The organism is Shewanella sp. 38A_GOM-205m (assembly GCF_000518445.1).
Taxonomy (GTDB): Bacteria; Pseudomonadota; Gammaproteobacteria; order Enterobacterales; family Shewanellaceae; genus Shewanella; species Shewanella algae.
In genome coordinates this window covers 106,824-127,612 of the sequence record NZ_JADP01000005.1, presented here as the reverse complement: position 1 = coordinate 127,612, position 20,789 = coordinate 106,824, and the positions used below count along the sequence as shown (strand labels likewise).

The following is a 20,789-nucleotide window of genomic DNA, read 5'->3' as shown; positions in this document are numbered from 1 at the left end:
GGAATGCCGCAGGCATTCCGGCCTCAAGAGATACGCATCAAGCGGCGCCGAGAATCGCCTCCAGGTCTTCCTCAACCGTGCCGACATTGCGCAGGCCGAACTTATCTTCCAGTACCTTCAGCAAATTGGTGGTCAGGAAGGCCGGCGGAGTTGGGCCGGTACGTATGTTCTTCACTCCCAGTGACAGCAAGGTCAACAGGACCACTATCGCCTTCTGCTCAAACCAGGACAGCACCAAACTCAGCGGCAGTTCGTTGATATCACACTCAAAAACTTCAGACAGTGCCAGCGCCAGCTGAATCGCCGAGTAGGCGTCGTTACACTGGCCGATATCCAGCAGTCTGGGGATACCGTTGATATCGCCGAACTCGAGTTTGTTGAACTTGTACTTGCCACAGCCCAGGGTCAGGATCAGGCTGTCTTTGGGGGCAGCCTTGGCAAGGTCGGTGAAGTAACTGCGCTCGGCCTTGTCACCATCACAGCCGCCAATCAGGAAGAAGTGGCGGATATTGCCGTTCTTGACGTTTTCAACCACGGCAGGCGCCGCGTTCATCAAAGCGTTGCGGGCAAAACCTATGGTGATCATATGGGGGATCTCATCATAGGCAAAGCCTTCAAGCGCCAGTGCCCTGTCGATAACGGCACTGAAATCGTCGCCGGTCAGGTGAGTCACGCCCGGCCAACCAACGATACTGCGGGTAAAGATGCGGTCGGCATACTGACCGACATTGGGATCGATAATGCAGTTGGAGGTCATCACCACGGCGCCGGGGAAGTTGGCAAATTCCTTCTGTTGATTTTGCCAGGCGCTGCCGTAGTTCCCCAGCAGATGCGGGTATTTCTTCAGCTCGGGATAGGCCAGCGCCGGCAACATCTCACCATGGGTATAGACATTGATGCCCTTGCCTTCTGTCTGTTGCAGGATGAGCTCGAGATCTTTCATATCGTGGCCAGAGACCAAGATTGCCTTGCCCTTCACCGGTTTGGTGTTGACCTGAGTCGGCTCTGGATGACCAAAGGCCGCGGTTTCACCGGCGTCTAGCATAGCCATCACAGAATAGTTGAGCTGACCTATCTCCATCGCGGTGGCAAACAGCTTGTCCGCATCTGTGCTGTCGGTCGCCAGAAAGGCCATGATTTCGTGGAAACGACCGGCCACTTCGCTGCTGGTCTGATCCAGAACCCGGGCGTGTTCCATATAGGCAGCCGCCCCTTTCAGGCCGTAGAGGCACAGGAGTCGCAAACCGAGAATATCTTCATTGAGGTCATCACCTCGGTTTGGCGCAGCCACTTTGGCCTGTTGTAACAGCTCGGCCTTGGACGCCCCCAGCAGCAGAGTCGCCGCGGCGGACATAGGCTCGGGTGTCACGCCCCTTTGTTCGCAAAGCTCCAGATAGCGCTGCTTTAACTGATCTCGCAAGCGAGCAGCCTCTTTTGCATATTCGCTAATCCGCTCATCGTCGAAGTTGACATTGGTCAGAGTGGCGAAAAATGCCTTGGGCACAAAGGTATCGACTTGCGGATCGATAACCTCAAACTCCCGGAGTTTGACGGCATAGGCGGACAGCCCCTGCAACATGTAAATCAACAGATCCTGCAGATCCGAGGTCGCGGCCAATTTACCGCACATCCCCTGGGCATAGCTGCAGCCATTACCGGCCGGGGTTCGAATGGTTTGCTCACACTGAATACAAAACACGGCATATCTCCTTTAATCATGCTTTATTTTTGCATGTTTTAAATCAGTGTACTCTTTCATCGCTCAGACGAAAGAACGTGAGTCGTAAAGCTTGAAGGGGATCACCTTAAGCGATTGCTGAACAAATGGCTTTTTGACTTCTATCTGGCTGATACAAATGAAAAAGGAGCCTAGAAGGCTCCCTTGGATAAATCGCGTTGCACCGTCGGCTGAGTTGACGACCTTGAGATCAGTGACTCTTCATATCATTGACCGACTGCAGCATGCTGCGGCTTTCGCTGCGAAACTGTGGTGCAAAGTCACCGAACCATTCGGCCACCTCCCGGAACTGGCGCACAAAGCCGTCTCTGTCACCGGCCTTGAGCATGGCCAAAGCGCCGGCATAGTTGTCCAGATAGTCGGAGATAGCACCCAGGCTCTCCTGCTGGGCGAAGATGATATCGGCGTAAAGCTCTGGGCTTTGGGCAAACAAGCGACCGACCATGGCCAGCTCCAGCCGGTAAATCGGTGAGCTGAACTGCAGCAGACTATCGAGATCGGCCTGCTCCCGGCACAAGTTGAGGCCATAGACAAAGCTGGAAAAGTGGCGCATCGCCTGCACCAGTTGCATCGCTTTATCATGTTTGCCGGCATCCGCTTCCACCAGCCGTGCTCCCCAGATAGCTATCTGCTCCAGCAGCCAAGCATAGGCCTCACTCTGCCGGCCATGGCACACCACAACAACCTGCTTGGCAAGGCTGCCCACATCCGGGCCAAACATGGGATGAAGCCCCACCACAGGCCCGCTGTGGGCCTCGAGCATGGCTTGCAGCGGCTCCGACTTTATCGAGGTCAGATCCGCAAGAATGCAATCCTTGGGCAAACGCTGTAAACGGGAGCGAATAAGCTCACAGGTAATGGCAATCGGCACAGTGACCAATACCAGACCGGCCCCGTCGAGGATAGCATCGGCATTATCCCAATCATCTTTATCGAGCAGATGCACGGGATAACCGGAGAGTGTCAGCATCTGGGCAAACAGGGTACCCAACTGACCACGACCGCCAATGATCACCACCTTGTTGATATCCTGGTTCACCTGCTTGAAACCCACATCCTTCTCGTTGAGATAGGATTCCCGCATCAGGCGCCTGAGCACATCTTCTATCAACTGCGGTGATACTCCCAGACTTTCGGCTTCTGCGCGGCGCTTGGCCAACATGGCGGCCTCCCGCTGCGGTGCATAGATGGGCAGGCCGGCGTTGTGTTTGACCGCGCCGACCTGGGCCACCAGATCCAGCCGCTGACGCAGCAACTTGAGTAACTCTTGGTCGACGCCGTCAATCAGTCCGCGTAACTTTTCCAGCTCTGCCGTGGTTTTCTCACTCATCTCAAATCTTCCGTCAGCCATTTGCCACCCTGAGCATATCAAAGCGAGTGGGTAAAATAGAACTCAGTTGCGCCGCTCCTTGCCTGAGCAGTTGCTCCGTGTCCTGCCAATCTATGCAGGCATCTGTGACCGAAACCCCATAGTCAAGCTCGGCAAGCGGCTTGTCACAGGCCTGACTACCGGCAAACAGATGGCTTTCCAACATCAAACCTATGATGGAACGATTGCCCGCCGCTATCTGGTCAAATACATCCCGGCACACAGGCAGTTGCCGCCGATGATCTTTGTTGGAGTTGCCATGACTACAGTCGATAATCAGTCTGGCATTGAGCCCGGCACCATGCAGCTGCCGTTCACACTCGGCCACCGAATCGGCGTCATAGTTGGGGCCCGCCCCACCTCGCAGGATCACATGCCCATCCGGGTTACCGGCGGTTTGCAGCAAAGCCACCTGCCCTTGTTGATTGATCCCCATGAATCTGTGACTGCTGGCCGCCGACTTGAGGGCGTTAATGGCCACCCCCAGATTGCCATCCGTGCCATTCTTGAACCCTACCGGCATGGAAAGCCCGGAGGCCATCTCTCGGTGGGTTTGTGATTCTGTGGTTCTGGCGCCTATGGCTGACCAAGTCACCAGCTCGGAAATATATTGCGGACTGATGGGATCCAGCGCCTCGGTGGCAACCGGCAACTCGAGTTCGGCCAGAAACAGCATCAACTCCCGCGCCATCCGCAACCCTTTTTCAATATTGAAGGACTCATCCATATCGGGATCATTGATCATCCCTTTCCAGCCCACTGTAGTTCGGGGCTTTTCAAAGTAGACCCGCATCAGGATAAAAAACTGGTCCTTGAGCTCGTCATGGAGCTTTTTCAGTTTCAGGGCATATTCCTTGGCCGACTCAATATCGTGAATAGAGCAAGGGCCGGTGACGACCAACACCCGGTTGTCACGCTTGTGAACTATGTCGGAAACCGTCTTGCGGGCACTGAGAATATAGCGATAACCGTGATCAGAAAGTGGCAACTGCTGCTTGAGTTCTTCGGGAGTTATGAGGACTTGTTCGGCACTGATGTGCACATTCTCTATATTACTGGACTGCATTCTGATCACCTGAAATTAATTTGCGCGACTTGCTTAATCGCATCATTGTAGCGGTACACCATTACGGCATTACACTATGCCGAGACTGGGCCAAGAGATCAAGGGCGAAACCAGAAAAAATTTTCATGTCGTCGCAAAGGTGGGAGCAATAGGCTGGGCACTTAGTCTGTGCAGGCGTGCAGGATTGTGAGCTTGGCTGACTTGCGCGATAGCAATCTGCTGTCGCCAGTTCGTGGAGCAGAGAAAGAGAAAACAAAAACCCGCCATATAGGCGGGTCTCTGTGCGAACACTTGCGTCTTTATGTAGCGGCTTACTTAGTAGCCAGCTTCTCACGGATACGTGCAGACTTACCTGAACGCTCACGCAGATAGTACAGCTTGGCGCGACGAACGCGACCACGACGCTTAACTTCGATGCTGGAAATCAGTGGGCTGTGCGTTTGGAAAGCACGCTCAACACCTTCACCATTAGAGATCTTACGTACGGTAAATGCAGAGTGCAGACCGCGGTTACGCTTAGCGATAACCACGCCTTCAAAGGCCTGCAGACGCTCTTTGTCACCTTCTTTAACACGAACCTGAACGACTACGGTATCACCGGCACCGAACTCAGGTACGTCTTTTTTCATTTGCTCATCGTTGAGCATTTTAATGATGTTATTCATAACTTACTCCGTTCTAGAATTAACTGAGCTGCGACTAGGCTGAGTCCATTGCGTCAACGAACTGCGCTAATAGAGTCGTCTGTTCGTCAGTCAGAGCTAGATTTTCAAATAATTCTGGTCGTCGCTGCAGTGTTCTTATCAAACTCTGCTGTAGACGCCAGCGTCTAATTTCTTCGTGGTTGCCGCTGAGTAACACCGCCGGAACATCCAGTCCATCGAGACATTCAGGCCGGGTATAGTGAGGACAATCCAATAATCCGTCAGAGAAGGAATCCTGCTCTGCCGAGGCCTGTTTGCCCAGCACGCCGGGAACCAGTCTCGAAACCGAATCTATCAGGGTCATTGCCGGCAATTCACCGCCCGAGAGCACGTAATCACCAACCGACCACTCCTCATCCACTTCCGTCTGAATGATGCGCTCATCGATACCTTCGTAGCGACCACACACCAGGATCAGCTTGGATGATTGTGCCAACTCAGATACGCCTTGCTGAGTCAGCTTGCGTCCCTGAGGTGACAGATATATCACCTTGGCTCCTTCACCTGCCGCAGCCTTGGCTGCATGAATGGCATCGCGAAGGGGCTGAACCATCATCAACATTCCGGGACCACCACCATAAGGTCTGTCGTCCACAGTGTTGTGTCTGTCATGGGTGAAATCCCTGGGATTCCACGTCTGTACTTCCAGCAGGCCATTCTTCACGGCCCGACCCGTCACGCCAAAGTCTGTTACTGCTCGAAACATCTCCGGGAACAGGGTGATTACCCCTAACCACATAAGCTGTTTCCTCGACTCAGAAGTCCGGATCCCAATCCACTAAAATCTGTTTCGCCGAAACGTTCACCTCTTTGATGAACTGTTCGGTGACAAAGGGGATCATACGTTCCGCTTTGCCAAAGCTATCTTTGGCGTTGGCCTTCACCAGCAAGACGTCGTTGGATCCTGTTTCCACGATCTGATCGACCTTGCCCATGTTGTAGCCCTTGGTGTTGATCACTTCGCAGCCGATAAGATCGCGCCAGTAGAACTCATCTTCCGGCAGGTCTTTCATCTGCTCAGGCAGTATGCCGATCTCACAGTTAGTGAGCATCTGCGCCCGCTCCCGCGTCTCTACCCCTTCAAGTGCGGCAACAACCGCCTTGCCCTGATAGCGCCACTGGGTGACCTTCACTTCACGCCATTCGCCCTGCTCTTTAATGAGCCAAGGTGAATAGTCAAAAATACCTTCAACAGAATCGGTATAGGCGGTGATTTTCAGCCAACCTTTAATGCCATAGCTGGAACCAAGTTTGCCCAACACGATTGGCTGTGGGTTACTGCTCATCAATCTATACCTTAAACGCTATTAAGCAGCTGCTTTACGAGCGTCTTTGATCAGTTTTGCTACGCGTTCTGTAGTTGCAGCACCGTTTGAAACCCAGTGCTCAACACGGTCCAGATCCAGGCGCAGAGTTTCTTCCTGGCCTTTGGCCAGAGGGTTGAAGAAACCTACACGCTCGATGAAACGACCGTCACGGGCATTGCGGCTATCAGCAACAACGATGTTGTAAAATGGACGCTTTTTCGCGCCACCACGAGCTAAACGAATGGTAACCATGCGTTCTTTATCCTCTAATGATTTGCTTTTCAGCAAAAATAAAAACTGGAACCCCGTGTTCGCGAAGAGTCCCAGATAGAAAGCCGGAAGATTTTACCTGACTTTCGGGCGAATGCAACCGATCCCGGCTAATTTTACAGCGCCCATTCACAGCTTATCCCAAGCGGGACAATAGCTAAGGAAGGTTTGCACCTTCCCGGTAAGGTCATTTTGTATCAGCGACCGGGGAATTTCATTCCCGGAGGCAACATGCCTCCCAGGCCGCGCATCATCTTATGCATGCCGCCTTTGGCGGACATTTTCTTCATCATTTTCTGCATCTGGGTAAACTGCTTCAGCAAGCGGTTTACATCCTGAATTTGAGTGCCGGAACCGGCGGCGATGCGGCGTTTACGTGAGCCCTTGATCATGTCCGGGCGCTTACGCTCATCTGGCGTCATGGAGTTAATAATAGCCTCCATCTGACCTGTGAGCTTACCGTTTTGCACCTGCGCCAAAGCATCGGGAGGCAGTTGACCGACACCGGGCAGCTTTTCCAGCATCCCCATCATGCCGCCCATATTCTTCATCTGTTGCAGCTGCTCACGGAAGTCTTCCAGGTCAAAACTGCCGCCGGACTTCACTTTAGAGGCCAGCTTAAGGGCTTTTTCCTTATCGACACCGCGCTCAACTTCTTCGATGAGCGACAACACGTCTCCCATCCCCAGAATACGGGAAGCGACCCTGTCAGGATGGAAAGGCTCAAGGGCATCAGTCTTCTCACCCACACCCAGGAACTTAATGGGTTTACCTGTAATATGGCGAATGGACAGGGCGGCACCGCCTCTGGCATCACCATCCACCTTGGTGAGGATCACCCCGGTCAGCGGCAGCGCTTCATTAAAGGCCTTGGCGGTATTGGCCGCATCCTGACCTGTCATGGCGTCGACCACAAACAAGGTTTCAACCGGCTTGACCGCAGCGTGCAGCGCCTTGATCTCATCCATCATCGCCTCGTCCACATGCAGACGACCGGCGGTATCCAGAATCACTACATCGATAAACTTACGCTTGGCGTAAGCTATGGCATCATTGGCGATATCCACCGGTTTCTGGCTGACGTCCGATGGGAAAAATTCGACTTCAACTTCATTGGCCAGGGTTTCCAGCTGCTTGATCGCCGCTGGACGGTATACGTCGGCACTGACCACAAGCACAGACTTCTTCTGTCTGGTACGCAGGAACTTACCCAACTTGGCGACACTGGTGGTTTTACCCGCGCCCTGCAGGCCCGCCATCATCAATACGGCAGGTGGCTGGGCGGCCAGGTTGAGGGCCTCATTGGCCTCACCCATGGCTTTTTCCAGTTCACTCTGGACAATTTTGACAAACACCTGGCCCGGGGTCAGGCTCTTGGCCACTTCCTGGCCAACGGCACGTTCTTTGACGCTGCTGACAAACTCCCGCACCACAGGCAGGGCCACATCGGCCTCCAGCAATGCCATACGAACTTCGCGCAGGGTGTCCTTCACGTTCTCTTCAGTCAAGCGACCCCGACCACTGATATTTTTCAGGGTGCGGGACAATCTGTCGGTGAGATTCTCAAACATCGTCCAGTTCTATACCGTTTATGAATGTAAAATGATGGGGCGTATTATAACTATGCCGGGGTATTAATGCAGCCCTGTTCTCAAGATGGGGTTAAATAGACGCTTATCAAGGTGCAAATAAACATTTTGCCTTAATGCGGGTGGGAACCAATTGCCGTATTTTATGCACTAACTGTCGGGAACTGCATAATTTTGTCGTCTGGGTCACTGCCCAATTACCGACGGCTCATGTTATTCTAACGCAAACAAGTTTTCCGATGCCGCCCACAGAGGCCAATTACACATAAGGATAGGTTAATCCCAGATGGTCATTCTCTCTGCTGCCGCGATGTTTTTCTACAGCATAGCGCTGATATTAGTGACAAGCCGCTTATTTCATGCCGAGGGGCCCAACCGCCGCGCCGTAGCCGGTTTTGCCGCCTTGGGTGTGATACTGCACGCCGCAGCCCTGTACCAGGCGATCTTTACCGCCGATGGCCAGAACTTCAGCCTGACCAATGTGATATCCATGGTGAACTGGATCATCGCTTTGGCATTCACTCTGGTGCTTTCCCGTATCAAGGTCATAGTCTTGGTGCCTGTTGTGTATGCCTGCTCTGTGATATCCGTAGCCCTGCTATGGCTGCTGCCGCCCAAATACATTACCCATTTTGAGCTGCACCCCGAAGTGTTGGTCCATGTGGTGTTGTCACTGATGGCCTACAGTGCCTTGATGATAGCGGCACTCTATGCCATCCAACTGGCCGTTATCCAGAACAAGCTGAAGAAAAAGCAGCTGATGTTGAGCCCGGCTATTCCGCCACTGATGACGGTCGAAAAGCAGCTGTACCACCTGATCATCATAGGGGTGATTTTGCTGAGTCTGTCGCTCGCCACCGGCTTTATCTTCCTTGATGATATGTTTGCCGATGGCAAGGGTCACAAGGCGGTACTTTCCATTCTGGCTTGGTTCGTCTATATCGCCATGTTGTGGCAGCAATATACCGTGGGTTGCCGTATCCGCACGGCGGTGATCTACAGTTTGACAGGCGCCAGCCTGCTCTCCCTGGCTTACTTTGGCGCCCGCATCGTCAAAGAGCTCATCCTGAGCTAATCTGAGTCGAGTCGGGCAAGGCCTAGACCTTTGCCTGACTTGACACTCCATCCAATTGCCAGTATTTACTAACTTTCGCTATTCCTGACGGGGCCCCTTTTTGGACGATATATCGACCGGCATACTCCTGATAATTCTACTGCTGTTAATTCTGATTTCGGCGTATTTTTCCGGTTCGGAAACCGCCATGATGACCCTAAACCGCTACAGGTTACGTCATCTGGCCAATAATGGTCACAAGGGCGCCAGACGCGCCATTAAGTTGCTGGACCGCCCCGATAGGCTCATAGGCCTGATCCTCATAGGCAACAACCTGGTCAATATCCTGGCCTCCTCAATCGCCACAATTTTAGGGATTCGACTCTGGGGCGACTTGGGATTGGCCATAGCCACCGGGGTACTGACACTTGTGGTATTGGTATTTGCCGAAGTGACGCCCAAAACTGTGGCTGCGCTGCACCCCGAACGTATCGCCTTCCCCTCCAGCCTGGTACTCAAGTGGTTGCTGTGGCTGTTTTCGCCTCTGGTCAAGAGCGTCAATATTATCACCTCCTTTATTCTCAGGCTGATGGGAATACGCTCCATCCGTGCCGATGATGCCCTGAGCCAGGAAGAGCTGCGCACAGTAGTGCATGAAGCCGGGGCCCTGATCCCAAGACGCCACCAGGAGATGCTGTTGTCGATTCTGGATCTGGAAAAGGTCACAGTGGAAGACATCATGGTGCCCCGCTCCGAGCTCTATGCCATCAATATCAATGATGACTTCAAGAGTATCAACAAGCAGGTTATTCAGAGCCCGCATACCCGGGTACTCTTGTATCGTGACAACATAGATGATGCCGTGGGTTTTGTGCATCTGCGTGATGCCTTGAGACTGCAGTCCAAGGAGCAGTTCAGTAAATCCTCGCTACTTAGAGCCGTGAAAGAGCTGTACTTTATTCCCGAGGGCACACCGCTCAACGTGCAATTGGCCAACTTCCAGCACAATAAGGAACGCATAGGCCTGGTGGTGGATGAATACGGTGATATTCAAGGATTGGTGACACTGGAAGATATTCTTGAGGAAATCGTCGGTGACTTTACCACTTCCATGGTCACTACTCCCAGCGAAGATATTACCCCGCAGCAGGATGGCAGCTTCCTGATCGATGCCACCATCAATATCCGCGATCTCAACAAAGAGATGGAATGGGACTTCCCCACCGACGGCCCCAAGACCCTCAATGGTTTGATCCTGGAATATCTGGAAGAGATACCTCAGGCCAATACCAGCCTGAGGCTCGCGGGTTACCCGATGGAAGTGGTGGAAGTGGCCGACAACATGATCAAGACAGTGCGGATCATGCCGCAGTTTTATCGCCCATCCTGAAACTCAACCCGCTTTGAGCTGAGTCATTGGGCAGTATTGTCTGCCCTTCTGGCGGCTTCCAGTGCCCGGCGTTTGTCCCGGGCTATCGCGGTGATGGTGTTATCCAACTCACCTTCCAGCCCCAGCATAAAAAACACTTCGGCCATCAGGAAAAAGGGGCCAATAAGCAGTTGGTTAAGATCATCGATAAAGGCCGGTTTGGCCTTTTCATACTTGTGGCCAATAAACTGGAATATCCAACCTATGACAAAAACCGTTATGCCCAACCAAATACTGGCATAACCCAGGGTATAGAGCCATTCGGTTGTCAGAATCACCGGCAGGATAAACAGTGCCAGTCCCAGCGCCAAACGCCAATGCAGCTTGATGTAATAAAGCATCACCCCAACAGCCAGCAACATGGCGACGCTGAGAGTGCCACTTGAAAAAGGCAGGCGCCACAACGACAGCATTAAAAATACTGACCAGATAATCAATGGGATACCGATAAAATGAGTTTTGATATTGGTAGGGTTCAGATGCACACTCTTATAAGTGGACAACTGTTCAACAGCCGACTTCATGACGCTCTCCTTGGTTTTGTTATTATTCTCCTCCCGCCAAGCAGGGACCTCGAGTGTCTATTTGATTCCGGTGCAGGCCCATATACTTGAGCTTCAGATAAGTGCCTGTACTCAGATGCGATTAATACACCTGATGGTTTGAGAGTACCGCAACAATTAACCAGTGACAACGCCATAAAAAAGGAGCCTCTCGGCTCCTCTCATGCTTTGACAAACTGTACTTTGACAAACCTGACAAACAGCCAGTCTAACAGACTTGGACAAGGCCCTCAGTACCAGGCAAGGCTTAGTTGTGCTAGTCGCTTAAGATAACAGTCGCCACCGCATAGTGACGTTCATCGGCAATGGACAGCAGTGCCCGCTTGGCGCCCAGTGTTTCCAGGCGCTGGTGCGCGCCATCACTGAATTCAAGCTGGGGCGCACCATCGGCATTATTGCTGATATGAATATGCTGAAACGAGACTCCACGGCCTATTCCGGTTCCCAGCGCCTTGGCAGCCGCTTCCTTGGCCGCAAAGCGCTTGGCCAGAAATCGCGCCGGTTCGCTCAGCGTCTGAAAGCGGGCATATTCGGCCTCGGTCAGCACCCGTTTGGCCAGCCTATCTCCGCCCCGCTCCAACTGAGCCTCAATGCGGGCGATTTCCACTATGTCGGTTCCCAGTCCCAGCACAGCCATTACTCGCCTCTGCGACCTTCCAGCATGAGTTGCTTCATATCTCTGACCGCCTTGTCCAGGCCGTCTATCGCCGCCCTGGCTATGATGGCGTGGCCGATATTCAGCTCATGCAACTCGGGGATAGCAGCTATCGGCTTCACATTGTGATAGTGCAACCCGTGCCCTGCGTTGACCACCAGGCCCTTGCCATGAGCATAGGCAGCCATTTCCGTGATACGGGCCAACTCCTCGCTCTCCTCTTCGGCGCTATGGGCGTCGGCGTAGCGGCCGGTATGAATTTCTATCACGGGCGCACCCACGGCTACGGCGGCATCTATCTGCTCGCGGTTGGCATCGATAAAGAGTGATACCTTAATGCCCTGCTCGGCCAGACGTTTAACCGCCGCGGCGATTTTCGGCTGCTGACCGGCAACGTCCAAGCCGCCCTCTGTAGTAAGCTCTTCACGTTTCTCCGGCACCAGACATACATAGACAGGCTTAACCTCACAGGCGATATCCAGCATCTCTTCGGTGACCGCCATTTCCAGATTCATCCGGGTCTTGAGCGTCTTGGCCAGCAGGTAGACATCGCGATCCACTATGTGGCGTCTGTCTTCACGAAGATGGATAGTGATCCCCTCGGCGCCGGCGTGCTCGGCCACGGCCGCTGCATGCACAGGATCCGGGTAATGGGTGCCACGCACCTGCCGCAAGGTGGCGATATGATCTATATTCACCCCTAACAAGATTCTATTCATCTTTAACTCCTTGATAATTACTGGAATGCACCAGCCTGATCGGCGGTATAAAAGCAGTTTCTATTCTCTGCCATTGTAACGGCAGCATTTGAAAAAAGCGGGCTGAAGAGCTCATTTCTCTCCTCGGCTGGGCGGCTGTGGGGCCCTTGACGAATATTCCCCCCGGCGGGCAAACAACTGCCTGCTGAGCAGTGGCTTATCACCGAGCAGTGGCCGGAGCAATTGCCGGGTCAAGACTTTGGCGGATTGCCAATCCTCTTGCTGAAGGCGGTTTTCTGCCAATGCCAATAGAGTGCTTCCCGGTAGTGCCTCTTGCCGCTTGGCATCACCAATAAAGGGGATGAACCCCTGTTCGGGAATGAATCTGTAGCAGCCATCGGCTTGGATATCGGCGCCATCAGCATCCTTCACCAATGAGGGCATGCAGCCAAGCTCGGATAAGAGTCTGAGCTCGAAATAGCGCAGTGTTGTCTGCTCAAAGCCCTTGGCCAGCGCCAGCAGGCTCTGATGATAACTGAAAAACAGCGCTTCGCCACTCTGGTGGTTGCCCAGTACCCGCACCAAGAGTTCATTGAGGTACATGGCCGCATATAAAGCGTCCCCGGACAGGGGCACTGCCGGGGACGCACTCTCAATTTGAGTCAGGGTTCTGAGGTCGCTGCGGCCACTCAGTTGGAACAGCAGCGGCTGAAACGGCTGCACTATGCTCTTTATCGAGCGCTTGCCACTGCCGACTCTGGCAACGGCGTCGACCCGACCAAGGCCATCCACCAGCAGGTTCAACAACATGCTGGATTCCCGATAGGGCCGGGCGTGCAGCACATAGCCTCGCAGCATAGTCGGCCTCAGTCTTCGCCGTAACCCAGGCTGCGAAGGGCACGTTCATCATCGGCCCAGCCCGACTTCACCTTGACCCAGACTTCCAGGAACACTTTGTTATCAAATAACTGCTCCATGTCCTTGCGGGCCTCAGTGGCGATAGTGCGAATCCGCTCGCCCTTCTTGCCGATCACCATGCGTTTCTGGCCGTCGCGTTCAACCAGAATAAGCGCATTGATCTGATAGACGCCATTCTCCATCATCTTGAACTGCTCGATTTCCACCGTGGCATCATAAGGCAGTTCATCACCGAGAAAACGCATCAGTTTTTCACGGACGATTTCAGAGGCCATAAAGCGTTGTGAACGGTCGGTAATATAATCTTCCGGGAAATAGTGCACGCTCTCGGGCAGTGACTCTTTCGCCAGCGACATCAAGCGGCCGACATTGGTACCCGACTTGGCAGAGATGGGCACAATTTCATCGAAGGCATACTTCTGTCCCAGGGCTTCCAGGTGCGGAAACAGTGTCTCCTTATCCTTGATATAGTCGACCTTGTTCACTGCCAGCACTGTCTTGCGCTCACTGCCGCCATGACGCAGTTTATTGAGCACCATTTCGTCATCAGCGGTCCAGTTGAGACCATCGACCACAAAGATCACCATGCAGACATCGGCCAGCGAGCTGGCGGCAGCGCGGTTCATCAAACGGTTGATGGCGCGCTTTTCCTCTATGTGTAGTCCAGGGGTGTCGATAAAGACTATCTGCGATGGGCCTTCGGTGTGGATCCCCATGATCCTGTGGCGGGTGGTTTGCGGCTTACGGGAGGTGATACTCACCTTTTGGCCGAGCAAACGGTTGAGCAAGGTGGACTTGCCGACATTGGGGCGACCGACTATGGCCACCATACCGCAGTAGGTAACATCATAGGCGGGTGTCGGTGACTGCTGGTTCATCTTGGCCAGCAGTTCATCCAGGCTCGGCTCCTGGGCCGGTACCTCTGGGGTCTTACTCATTTTTTCAGTAACTCCAATATCCCAGCAGCGGCTTGCTGCTCGGCTTTTCTGCGTGAACTGCCGGTGCCGGATACGGCTTGAGCCAGCTCTTCGATACGACATTCTACGGTAAAGGTCTGATCGTGCGCCTCGCCGGAAACCGCCACCACTTTATACTCAGGCAGAGGTTTCTTATAGCCCTGCAGGTACTCCTGCAACTGGGTCTTGGCATCTTTCTGGCTGACCCCGGGTTGAATCGCCTTCAGTCGCTGCTGGTACCAGCCCAAGAGCAGTGGTCGACAGGTTTCCAGATCTGAGTCCAGGTAGATGGCACCTATGATGGCCTCCACCGCATCGGCGAGTATGGATTCGCGGCGAAACCCGCCGCTCTTGAGTTCGCCCGGGCCCAGGGTCAGATAGTCACCCAGCTTAAACTCCTTGGCGATTTGTGCCAGGGTATCACCGCGCACCAAGGTGGCACGCATCCGGCTGAGATCGCCTTCCGTCGCCTTGGGGAACTGATGATACAGGGCATCGGAAATCACTATCGACAGGATAGAGTCACCGAGGAATTCCAACCGCTCGTTATGCTTGTTGGCCGCACTTCTGTGAGTCATGGCCTGCTCCAGCAGCGCCATGTTATTGAATTCATACCCCAGAGTACGACACAGACGGGCAAAATTCTTCACAGGTTCTCTCACTTCAAACCACCTACACGCTCAAAACGCACACCGCTTGGCACCCAGGTAGGTAACCAATCCTGAGGCTGGCGCTCAAACTCAAAGCTTATCCAGATTGCCACAGCCTTACCCACCAGGTTGGCTTCAGGCACAAAGCCCCAGAAACGGCTGTCGGTACTGTTGTCGCGGTTATCACCCATGGCAAAATAGTGGCCTTCAGGTACGACAAACTCCCCTTGAGCAAAGCCTGGCTCACGGTAATAGAAGGCCGATGGCTCAGGGCGAGCCGGGTTGATCAGAATATCGTGCGTCACCTCACCCAGTTGCTCGCGAAAACGCAGCAGATCCACGCCGTCATCCTGGAATTCGCCTTTATTGACCGGTGCTCTCAATACCAGTTTAGGGCCTGGACAAGGTTGTTGCTCTTTACAGGCTTCCTGAATATAGAGTTCCTTGTTGCGATAGATGATCTTATCGCCTGGCAAACCGATAACCCGCTTGATGTAATCGACCCGCTCATCTTTAGGGTATTTGAATACTATGATATCGCCGCGCTCCGGCTCGCCGGTTTCCACCAGCTTGCTGCGCCATACAGGATCTTTCAGGCCATAGCTGAATTTTTCCACCAGAATGAAGTCACCCACCAGCAGGGTTGGCATCATGGAGCCGGAAGGGATCTGAAACGGCTCGTACAAAAAAGATCTCAGGATTAGCACAAAGGCTATCACAGGGAAAATGGACTTGGAGGTTTCCACATAACCTGGCTCCTGAATGATTTTTTCAGTGACTTCATCGGTCAAGGTGCCATTTTGCGCTTGGGCCAATGCCAGTTTAGCCTGACGCTTGGGGGCCAGCACAAAGGCATCGAGTGCCCAGATAAGGCCACTGACCAAGGTCACCAGCACCAGAATAATGGAAAAATAGGCTGCCATTGGTTATTTAACTCCTGCCTTGTATTAAATTGGAATAAGTCTTGTCAGCTTTAGTTAGTTTACCCATATTTGCCGTTCCAGGGACAGGTCTCCCCTTAAACTAACTAAAGCGCCGCAAAATGCGGCGCAAATGAGATGTTGCTATCCAGGGCGCCGAGGCGCCACAGGATCACTCGTTCAGTTTCAATACCGCCAGGAAGGCTTCCTGTGGAACTTCCACGTTACCGAGCTGCTTCATCCGTTTCTTACCTTCTTTCTGCTTCTGCAGCAGTTTCTTCTTCCGGGAAACGTCACCACCGTAACACTTGGCGGTTACGTCTTTACGCAGTGCTTTCACGGTCGAACGGGCCACAATCTGACTGCCCACTGCGGCTTGGATTGCAATATCAAACATCTGCCGCGGGATCAGCTCTTTCATCTTCTCCACCAGGGCGATACCACGGTGGCGTATGTTGCCCCTGTGGATGATCATCGCCAGTGCATCGACTCTGTCGCCGTTGATCAACACATCCAAACGCACCATGTCGGCCGCCTGGAAGTAGACAAAATTGTACTCGAGCGAAGCATAGCCACGACTGGTGGACTTAAGCCTGTCAAAGAAGTCCATCACGACTTCGGCCGCCGGAATATGATAGGTCAGTGCTACCTGGTTGCCGTGGTAAACCATATTCTTCTGCACACCGCGCTTTTCAACACACAGAGTGATCACGTTGCCCAGGTAATCTTTGGGCACCAGAATATTGGCTTCGACGATAGGCTCACGCATCTCTTCGATATAGTTGAGCGCCGGCAACTCGGATGGGTTATCCACATAGACAACATCGCCATTGGTCAGTTCAACTTCATATTCCACAGTCGGTGCCGTGGTGATCAGATCCAGGTCATATTCCCGCTCCAATCGCTCCTGGATGATCTCCATGTGCAGGAGTCCCAGATAACCGATACGGAAACCAAAGCCCAAGGCGGTGGAGTTTTCCGGCTCAAACTGCAGTGAAGCATCGTTCAGACTCAACTTATTCAGCGCATCACGGAAGCTTTCATAGTCGTCGGTAGAGATGGGGAACACACCAGCGTACACCTGAGGCTTCACTTTCTTGAAGCCAGGCAGAGGCTTGTCTGCGCCGTGTTTGGCATGGGTCAGGGTATCCCCCACAGGGGCACCGTGGATCTCCTTGATACCGGCGATGATAAAACCTACTTCACCGGTTCTCAGTTCAGTTTTTTCTGTCTGCTTGGGTGTGAAGATCCCCACCTTGTCGGCGTTGTAAGTCTGGCCTGTGCTCATGACCTTGAACTTATCGCCCTTCTTGAGCACGCCGTTCTTGATCCGCACCAGAGACACAACCCCTTGGTAGCTGTCGAACCAGGAGTCGACGATCAGAGCCTGCAGCGGCCCTTCCGGATCACCTTCCGGTGGCGGAATTTGTGCCACTATGGTTTCCAGCACTTCGTCTATGCCAACACCAGTCTTGGCAGAGCAGCGTACAGCGTCTTTAGCTTCAATGCCGACTATGTCTTCAATCTCGGCCGCAACCCGCTCGGGCTCAGCCTGAGGCAGGTCAATCTTGTTGAGTACAGGAACGACATCCAGATCCATTTCCAGCGCGGTATAACAGTTCGCCAGTGTCTGGGCCTCAACCCCTTGACCGGCATCAACTACCAGCAAGGCTCCTTCACAAGCCGCCAGCGAGCGGGAAACTTCATAGGAGAAGTCAACGTGCCCTGGGGTATCGATGAAGTTCAGCTGATAAGTTTCACCGTCTTTTGCCTTATAGTCGAGTGTAACGCTCTGGGCCTTGATGGTGATACCGCGTTCGCGCTCCAGATCCATTGAATCCAGCACCTGAGCAGCCATTTCACGGTCGGTTAAGCCGCCACAAACCTGGATCAGGCGATCTGAGAGGGTAGATTTGCCATGGTCGATATGGGCAATAATCGAAAAGTTTCTAATATGTTTCATTATGCTGCAATGACTAAATTCTAATGGGAGACTGTGCTCAAAGGTGCGAAATTGTACCCGATTGCTGGGCCAATACCAATTAGATTCACACTTTGAGCCTTTGTGGGAAGGACAGGATTAGTGGCAGTGAGTTTCTGAAGCGCTCTCCATGGCTTGGCCAAGATTGGCGAGAATGACAGGTTGAGCCCGGTTTTCAATCCAGCGTGCCTGAGACTTGCCCAGTTGCCAAGCCAGCAAGGCAAAGGCGATCGCCATGGATATGGCGCCGCCATCTGTACTGAACCCGGCGAGCGAGGCAACAAAGCGCCCCAATAGCCCGCCCAGAAACAACCCGGCCAAAGGCAGCATGTAAACCAGCAGAGCCGCCTTGAGCACTACGCTTTCCGGCAAGCCCAAACGCAGCAAGGTGCCTTCGGGATAAGTTTCAGTGCTGGGCAGGGAAAACTCCTGCAACCGACTGCCAAACGCCTTGGCAACTGCCGAAGTGCCGCAGGATTCGCTGCTGGAACAGTGATTGCAGGCGCTCTTCAACTCCACCTGCACCTTGACCCAACCATCACTGTCTGTACCTATGACCTTAGCCACCTGTTCCATCATAACCCTGTCCTCACTCCAGCCTTAGGCCCGAAGCGATACGGATAAGCGTTTGCGTCGGCACCTTACCGACTGCAACCACTTCCAGATTACCGACTCTGTCAGCCGCCATGGAAAGGCCATTACGGGTCATCAATTCTTCCGGCATGGGCGCATCACCGGCGCGGGCAACGTAGACAGAGATATTGCTGAGGCCATCGGTGAGGGCAATATATTCCACCGGCTCATGACTGCCTATCAGGCGATGATGATCGCGAACCACCACCTGAAAACCGGGCGGCAGCCAATCAAATTGCCAGTTCTGGCCATCTTCCCGCTCTGATGGATTCATCACCGCCGGCCATTCCTGCTTGTAGGCCTCCACCAGCAGAGGTGCTGTTTCCTGCAGTTCTATCAATTCAATGACCAACAACTGCTCCAACAACTGCTTGTCCTGATTCAGCATGTCATAGCGCAGCGGCAGGAAGGTTTCCATATCCATCCACACCTGGAAACCATAGCGATATTCATCATTGGGTAAAATGCGAACCATCTGTCCAGGACGTCCGGCAATACGACTGCGGCCACCCAGCACCAGTTGGTACCCGGCTTCGAGGTCGCCACTGTCACCGAAGAAGGCTGCCGGCATCACCCCTTGAATACGCTTGGCTTTGATGCTGTAGGCGGGCTGTTCGTGTTCGATAAAGGTCACTGTATTGCCGACACGAACGGCATTCTTTGGCGGACCATTGAGGTGTTCGAGAAAGGCCACTTCCTCGCCGTTGACTTTACCGTGCAGGTATACCAAAGGCCGAATATTATCGGCCTGAAGTTGGATGAGAGAAATCTTGTATTCTTTTTCGCGCAGAGCCTGACTCATTTTTTCAAGCCAGGCTTTGGCGGACATATCATCCTGCGCGAAGGCAGGTACTGCAAAGGCCAGAATGGCCAGGAGGAAAAGGCGCAAGAGATTTCCTTAACGATTCATAGGAACAGGAACGACCTCATTATTGTTATCCATAACCACACCGGCATTCAATCTCTGTTGCAACATATGATCCTGAATATAGCTGTTGATCCTGCGACGTTGCTCAATCAACTGCTCATTGGTATAGCCCTGTGGCTGCTGAACCGGCCCGGTTTGCAGGCTAACCGGTGAGGCGCTGCCCACCAAAGGACGGGTAATAAGCACAGGGGATGCAGGATCCTGGCTTTCAGGTGACTGGTTGTAGTTCTGAACACCAACAATGGCAACCATGGCAACAGTTGCGGCAATCGCATACTGGCCAAACTGCTTGAACATGGGGATCACTCTAGCACCGCTGGCAATCTGACGCTGAGGCTCATCGGCCACAGATACCTGGGTTGAGGTGACAGGTGCGACAATCGCCGGCTCCTTGTCGATAGCGACCGCAATACTGGCGGACAGATCCAAGGGGATAGCGGAAGGTAACTCGCCACGCATGGCATCACCGATAAGATGATAGTTACGCCACTTGTCGTGAGAAGCAGTGTCACCAGCCAGTTCTGCCAGCGTCTGAGCGTCGGTTTCGCCGTCCACTGCCGCAGAAACCCACTCCTGACCTAATTTATCCATTACTCACCTGTCTCTATTAAAGGATCATCTTTCCAGCAAAGGCTGGAGCTTCTTGTCTATGGCTTCCCGGGCACGAAAGATACGGGATCTCACAGTACCTACAGGGCAATCCATCACATTGGCAATATCCTCGTAGCTCATACCATCAAGCTCACGCAAGGAGATAGCCATCTTTAACTCTTCCGGCAGCGATTCGAGAGTGTCGAAGACAGTCTTCTTTATCTCGTCTGAAAGCATCAACCGCTCAGGAGAGGCGAACTCTTTCAGGGCATCACTGCCATCGTAAAATTCGGCTTCATCGGCATCAACATCGTTCGCAGGTGTTCTGCGCCCCTGTGACACCAGATGATTCTTGGCCGTATTTACTGCTATTCGGTACAACCAGGTATAAAAGGCACTCTCACCGCGGAAATTAGGTAACGCCCGATAAGCCTTAATAAAAGCCTCTTGCGCCACGTCTGCTACATCGGCCTGATTCCGTACATAACGGGATATCAGGTTGATGACCTTACTCTGGTACTTTTGCACCAGCAGGTTAAAAGCGTTTTTATCGCCACGTTGTACGCGCTCAACCAGTTGTTGATCACTTGTTTGTCCACTCATCCGAGCCGACTTCTCCCAAATCTTATAATGCTGATTTCTCAGTCGCTCGAATCATATTCACTTATGTAGACTAGCGTGCTTCGAAAAAGTTCTGATGTTTTGCAAAAAATGTACTGTGAATATCCTGAGCTGGGTTGTATCCATCCCTTGCGAGTTGGTTTACCATA

The 20,789-nt window shown here is 53.1% G+C and carries 22 protein-coding genes; 2 read left to right on the top strand and 20 right to left on the bottom strand.

Annotation, left to right across the window (positions count from 1 at the left end):
- Positions 1-37 precede the first annotated feature (37 nt).
- From hcp to ffh, 8 genes are all read right to left on the bottom strand, one after another.
- Complete coding sequence (gene hcp, locus N512_RS0106505) at positions 38-1,699, bottom strand: hydroxylamine reductase (protein ID WP_028779789.1); 1,662 nt, start codon at positions 1,697-1,699, stop codon at positions 38-40.
- A gap of 229 nt (positions 1,700-1,928) precedes the next feature.
- Complete coding sequence (gene tyrA, locus N512_RS0106500) at positions 1,929-3,068, bottom strand: bifunctional chorismate mutase/prephenate dehydrogenase (protein ID WP_028779788.1); 1,140 nt, start codon at positions 3,066-3,068, stop codon at positions 1,929-1,931.
- 13 nt (positions 3,069-3,081) lie between these two features.
- Positions 3,082-4,173, bottom strand: a complete 1,092-nt coding sequence (locus tag N512_RS0106495) for a 3-deoxy-7-phosphoheptulonate synthase (protein WP_025887857.1) — start codon at positions 4,171-4,173, stop codon at positions 3,082-3,084.
- A 311-nt stretch (positions 4,174-4,484) separates the two neighbouring features.
- Positions 4,485-4,838, bottom strand: coding sequence for a 50S ribosomal protein L19 (rplS, locus tag N512_RS0106490; protein ID WP_025010567.1), 354 nt, complete (start codon positions 4,836-4,838; stop codon positions 4,485-4,487).
- A 34-nt stretch (positions 4,839-4,872) separates the two neighbouring features.
- Entirely contained in the window at positions 4,873-5,616 is a 744-nt protein-coding gene (gene trmD / locus N512_RS0106485) for a tRNA (guanosine(37)-N1)-methyltransferase TrmD (RefSeq protein WP_025887856.1), read from the bottom strand.
- Between the two features lie 16 nt (positions 5,617-5,632).
- A complete protein-coding gene (gene rimM / locus N512_RS0106480; RefSeq protein WP_025010565.1) occupies positions 5,633-6,163 on the bottom strand; it encodes a ribosome maturation factor RimM in 531 nt (176 codons plus the stop codon).
- Between the two features lie 21 nt (positions 6,164-6,184).
- A complete protein-coding gene (gene rpsP / locus N512_RS0106475; RefSeq protein WP_025010564.1) occupies positions 6,185-6,436 on the bottom strand; it encodes a 30S ribosomal protein S16 in 252 nt (83 codons plus the stop codon).
- 215 nt (positions 6,437-6,651) lie between these two features.
- Complete coding sequence (gene ffh, locus N512_RS0106470) at positions 6,652-8,025, bottom strand: signal recognition particle protein (RefSeq protein WP_025887855.1); 1,374 nt, start codon at positions 8,023-8,025, stop codon at positions 6,652-6,654.
- A gap of 304 nt (positions 8,026-8,329) precedes the next feature.
- Here ffh and N512_RS0106465 point away from each other — a divergent pair, with 304 nt between their 5' ends.
- Both N512_RS0106465 and N512_RS0106460 read left to right on the top strand, forming a co-directional pair.
- A complete protein-coding gene (locus tag N512_RS0106465; RefSeq protein ID WP_025010563.1) occupies positions 8,330-9,118 on the top strand; it encodes a cytochrome C assembly family protein in 789 nt (262 codons plus the stop codon).
- Between the two features lie 100 nt (positions 9,119-9,218).
- Complete coding sequence (locus tag N512_RS0106460) at positions 9,219-10,487, top strand: HlyC/CorC family transporter (protein ID WP_025010562.1); 1,269 nt, start codon at positions 9,219-9,221, stop codon at positions 10,485-10,487.
- A 23-nt stretch (positions 10,488-10,510) separates the two neighbouring features.
- Here the strand turns inward: N512_RS0106460 and N512_RS0106455 are convergent, their stop codons facing one another.
- The 12 genes from N512_RS0106455 to rpoE all read right to left on the bottom strand — a co-directional run bounded on the left by N512_RS0106455 (position 10,511) and on the right by rpoE (position 20,622).
- Entirely contained in the window at positions 10,511-11,050 is a 540-nt protein-coding gene (locus N512_RS0106455) for an Mpo1 family 2-hydroxy fatty acid dioxygenase (protein ID WP_025010561.1), read from the bottom strand.
- Positions 11,051-11,345: 295 nt separating this feature from the next.
- Positions 11,346-11,726 (bottom strand): holo-ACP synthase, encoded by a 381-nt coding sequence (gene acpS / locus N512_RS0106450; RefSeq protein WP_028779787.1) that lies wholly within the window; start codon positions 11,724-11,726, stop codon positions 11,346-11,348.
- Entirely contained in the window at positions 11,726-12,463 is a 738-nt protein-coding gene (gene pdxJ, locus N512_RS0106445) for a pyridoxine 5'-phosphate synthase (protein ID WP_025887852.1), read from the bottom strand. The genes acpS and pdxJ overlap by 1 nt, the downstream gene beginning before the upstream one ends.
- Positions 12,464-12,574: 111 nt before the next feature.
- Positions 12,575-13,300, bottom strand: a complete 726-nt coding sequence (gene recO, locus N512_RS22395) for a DNA repair protein RecO (protein WP_037474381.1) — start codon at positions 13,298-13,300, stop codon at positions 12,575-12,577.
- A gap of 8 nt (positions 13,301-13,308) precedes the next feature.
- A complete protein-coding gene (era, locus tag N512_RS0106430) occupies positions 13,309-14,298 on the bottom strand; it encodes a GTPase Era (RefSeq protein WP_025887851.1) in 990 nt (329 codons plus the stop codon).
- Positions 14,295-14,978 (bottom strand): ribonuclease III, encoded by a 684-nt coding sequence (rnc, locus tag N512_RS0106425; RefSeq protein ID WP_028779786.1) that lies wholly within the window; start codon positions 14,976-14,978, stop codon positions 14,295-14,297. Before rnc ends, era begins: the two co-directional genes overlap by 4 nt.
- The gene (gene lepB / locus N512_RS0106420; protein ID WP_025887849.1) at positions 14,975-15,889 is read right to left on the bottom strand and encodes a signal peptidase I; all 915 of its coding nucleotides are present in this window, start codon (positions 15,887-15,889) and stop codon (positions 14,975-14,977) included. The genes rnc and lepB overlap by 4 nt, the downstream gene beginning before the upstream one ends.
- Positions 15,890-16,058: 169 nt before the next feature.
- Complete coding sequence (lepA, locus tag N512_RS0106415; protein ID WP_025010555.1) at positions 16,059-17,849, bottom strand: translation elongation factor 4; 1,791 nt, start codon at positions 17,847-17,849, stop codon at positions 16,059-16,061.
- A gap of 117 nt (positions 17,850-17,966) precedes the next feature.
- Positions 17,967-18,446: a SoxR reducing system RseC family protein gene (locus tag N512_RS0106410; protein WP_028779785.1), complete on the bottom strand. Its 480-nt coding sequence runs from the start codon at positions 18,444-18,446 to the stop codon at positions 17,967-17,969.
- A gap of 10 nt (positions 18,447-18,456) precedes the next feature.
- A complete protein-coding gene (locus N512_RS0106405) occupies positions 18,457-19,389 on the bottom strand; it encodes a MucB/RseB C-terminal domain-containing protein (protein ID WP_025887844.1) in 933 nt (310 codons plus the stop codon).
- Positions 19,390-19,398: 9 nt separating this feature from the next.
- Complete coding sequence (locus tag N512_RS0106400) at positions 19,399-20,019, bottom strand: sigma-E factor negative regulatory protein (RefSeq protein ID WP_028779784.1); 621 nt, start codon at positions 20,017-20,019, stop codon at positions 19,399-19,401.
- A gap of 24 nt (positions 20,020-20,043) precedes the next feature.
- Positions 20,044-20,622, bottom strand: coding sequence for an RNA polymerase sigma factor RpoE (rpoE, locus tag N512_RS0106395; RefSeq protein ID WP_025010551.1), 579 nt, complete (start codon positions 20,620-20,622; stop codon positions 20,044-20,046).
- Positions 20,623-20,789 lie beyond the last annotated feature (167 nt).